This is a genomic window from Mycobacterium sp., from assembly GCF_035697385.1.
Classification (GTDB): Bacteria; Actinomycetota; Actinomycetes; order Mycobacteriales; family Mycobacteriaceae; genus Mycobacterium.
Genome location: NZ_DASSCY010000382.1, coordinates 1 through 3479 on the forward strand (window position 1 = coordinate 1; position 3479 = coordinate 3479).

The following is a 3479-nucleotide window of genomic DNA, read 5'->3' on the forward strand; positions in this document are numbered from 1 at the left end:
GAGGACCTGTGCGGAGTCATGGCATCGCGAGAGTAGGGAATATGACGGAATCTGGCGCCAGATCCGTCATATTCCCTACTTTCGGCGCAATTTTCGTCCTCCACCGTGGAGCGTCAGCTCCCTACGGCAGCTGCTACGAGCGACTTTGCGCTGATTCGGGTACCCCTGCGGTGTGGCAACGGCGAGAGTGATGAAACGAGCAGCGGCGGCAATGGCTTCGGCCCTGATACTGGTCGCCGCGTGCGCCGACGATGTGGAGTCTCGCGGCCAGCCGAACATCCCGGGCGTTGCCGACCTCGCCACCAACCTCGACGTGCCCTGGGGCATCGCATTCCTGCCCGACGGCAGCGCGTTGATCGCCGAGCGCAACAGCGGCGCGATCCGCCACATGACGGCGCCGGGCACTGTAAATCCAGTGGGCGCCGTGGCCGGTGTCGCGGCGCGCGGGGAGGGCGGTCTGCTGGGGCTGGCGACGGCCGGTCAAACGGTGTTCGCCTACCTGACGACCGGGCAGGACAACCGCGTTGTCCGGATGGGCTTCGACGGTCGCGCGCTGACCGAGCAGGCGCCGATCCTCACCGGCATCCCTGCGGGTTCGATCCACGACGGCGGGCGCATCGCGCTCGGCCCGGACGGCAAGCTCTATGTCGCGACCGGGGACAGCGGCAATCGCGAACTGGCGCAAGACCGGTCGTCGTCGGGCGGCAAGATACTGCGCATCAATACCGACGGCTCCGTTCCGCCGGACAATCCCGACCCTGCGTCGCCGGTGTGGTCCTTCGGCCACCGCAACATCCAAGGGCTGGCGTGGGATTCGGCGGGCCGGCTGTGGGCCACGGAGTACGGCGCGAATCAATTGGACGAGCTCAACCTGATCCAGCCGGGCGCCAACTATGGGTGGCCGATGGCCGAGGGGCGCGCAGATACGCCCGGACTGACCGACCCGGTGATCCAATGGGGGACCGACGAAGCGTCGCCGTCCGGGCTGGCTTTCTACGGTGGCTCGCTGTGGGTGGCCGCCCTTCGCGGCCAGCGGCTCTTCCAGATTCCGATCGGCGCCGACGGCGCAGTGGGCCAACCGGTTTCGCTGTTCGCTGGGCAGTACGGGCGGCTGCGAACCGTCGTCGCCGCGCCGGACGGCACGCTCTGGTTCACCACCAGCAATCGCGACGGTCGGGGTAACCCTCGCGACGGCGACGACCGCATCCTTCAGTTCCGGCCCTAGATCAGCTCAATCCTGCACGGCCTTGGCGAGCGCCACGTACTTCGTCAGCCATATCGACCCCGTCTACGGCCAAGGAAACGAGCGCCGCGTAGCGCGGCGACCCATCGTCCGCAACATCACGCGACGCGGGCCAACAAGCTGCGCGCGGCCTTCGTGACCAAGGCGCGATCGCTGGTGATGAGGAATTCGAAACGACGGTCGCCGTCGCGCGTCGCCGGGCCGGAAAGCTCGCGTGCAACCAGGGCCCTGCATGTGTCGGCGCCGATCGTGACGATCACCCACTCGTCGCAAAGCGGGTCTCCCGCTTGCAATTCGACGCCGCGGATACCGCCGCCGAGATCGGTCGGCACGTCGCGGCCAAACACGACAACCAGTGGTGACGTCGCCGCCAGATCCCGGTAGATCTGTCGTGAGCGGGCAGAGAAGTCCTCGGCCCGCTGCAGCGCCGCCAGGACAATCGGATGGTCGACGGACTGCCGCGCCTGCTCCTCGATGTGGCGGGATAGCGCGGACACGACGTCCTTGCGCGCGACGCGCAGCGTCGTCCGGTCATCGTCGGGGGCGGCGTGGGCAGAACTGACACGCTGCCGCTCGGCGGGCACCAGCGCCGGTTGTGTTGCACGCGGGTGCCGGCCAAGCGGCGCGGGATGGCCGTATCGATAGCCCTGCGCGAAGCTCGCTCCGACCGCCACTGCCTGCTCGAGATGTTCGTCGGTCTCGACGCCTTCGGCGATGATCAACGCGCCGGTGCGCTCGTGGTGGGCAAGAACGCCGATCAGGCTGTTGGCTCTGTCGCTGTGAGCGCTGAATTGGATCATCGACATATCGAGCTTGACGATGTCGGGGGCGAGGATGTCGAGTACCGCCAGCGAATCAGGATGCGCGCCAACATCATCGATGGCGATCGCGATGCCGTCAGCGCGGATCGCGGCGACCTTTTCCAGCAGCGCCTGCGGATGCGCAAGCAGATGGCGCTCGGTGAGTTCGAAGACCACCTGAAATCGTTCACACGCGTTGTTCAACGCCGGATGACTGGCCCGTGGGACGTGGGGGACGGCAGGCTCGGTATTGATCAGCAGCATGCTGCCGCGCGGCATCTTGGTGTCGTCGAGCGCGGCGTGCACCGCCGAATCGATGCACTGTTGCTCGAGGACGTCGGCCCGCATCGACTTGTTCGCAAACGAGAAAACGTTCTCTGGCCTCACCGTGGCGAACATGGGCCAACTGGCCAGCGCCTCGAAACCGACCACTCGTTCGTCGGGTAACGACACCACTGGTTGAAACACCGGCATGAGACCGACGCCGGTCGACGCAGCGTCAACGCCTGCTTCGGGTCGGATCCCAAGCTCGGTGAGTAGACCCTTGTACCTGCGGCCGGAGCCCGGCAAGCGCGGGTTTTCGTGTGCTGGCGGCACGAGATGAGGTGGAGCTGTCACGCCCGCGTGGGTCGAGGGAGACGACCCGGTGACCAAAGAGCCGTGGGTGTCGCGCAGAGGATTCACGCCACAGTTCCCTCGATTCCGGGCTAGTGCTGTTGCACTGAGGGTAGTGGATATTTGCGATTTCACGCGGATTTCGCAAACGTGTCGCATGTTGCTGAAGTGAAAGCCAACCTATCGATCAGCGCGGGTCAGACCATTCGAATCCCACGGTGATCGGCGTAAGCCGTCGTGCCGGGCGATGGACGCTAGGAAAGATCTTTGGTCCGCCTTACCTCAGTTGCGTTGTGCTGTAACAGGTACAGCAAAGAGAAGCCGCCCTCAGGCATGTATTGTGGGCCGGTAGATGAGCTCTTGGGTGCGGCCGTCGAGCGTTCGGCTCTCGATCAGCTCGAGGTCGAAGTCGGCCGCTCCGGCAAAGATGGGCGCCAGTCCGGTCTGACCGGTGATCACAGGGAAGAGCGTCACCTGGACGCGGTCGACCAGACCTGCGGCCATCAACGCCCTGTTCATGGACAGGCTGCCGTGTGAGCGCAACGGCACCTCGGATTCCTCCTTGAGCCGGGTGACGACGTCGACGGCGTCACCGCTCACGAGGGTCGCGTCCGGCCAGTCGAGCGGACCTTGCAGTGAGGTCGACACCACCGTTGCCGGCAGGTTCGTCATCCGGGTGACCCACGGGTCGCGCACGTCGGACTCCTCGGTGCTCTCGGCCAGCATCTGCACGAATTCGCGATACGTGTTGGCCCCGAACACCATTCGCTGGTCCTCGCCGTACAAGGCGAGGCGGTGGTCGAGCAGCTCGGGGCCTTGCT

Annotated in this window: 3 protein-coding genes; 1 reads left to right on the top strand and 2 read right to left on the bottom strand. The window is 65.8% G+C overall.

All coding sequences use genetic code 11. From position 1 onward, the window contains the following. Positions 1 to 211: 211 nt before the first annotated feature. A complete protein-coding gene (locus VFH65_RS31745) occupies positions 212 to 1225 on the top strand; it encodes a PQQ-dependent sugar dehydrogenase (protein WP_353327450.1) in 1014 nt (337 codons plus the stop codon). Positions 1226 to 1341: 116 nt separating this feature from the next. Here VFH65_RS31745 and VFH65_RS31750 read toward each other — a convergent pair whose 3' ends face one another. Then, entirely contained in the window at positions 1342 to 2661 is a 1320-nt protein-coding gene (locus VFH65_RS31750) for a sensor domain-containing phosphodiesterase (RefSeq protein ID WP_353327452.1), read from the bottom strand. A gap of 324 nt (positions 2662 to 2985) precedes the next feature. After that, on the bottom strand, positions 2986 to 3479 hold a 494-nt coding region (locus VFH65_RS31755; protein WP_353327454.1), incomplete at its 5' end, for a dihydrofolate reductase family protein.

Excerpts from the sequence above, each read along its gene's own strand:
- VFH65_RS31745 (WP_353327450.1), top strand. The coding sequence starts at position 212 with ATGGCTTCGGCCCTGATACTGGTCGCCGCGTGCGCCGACGATGTGGAG.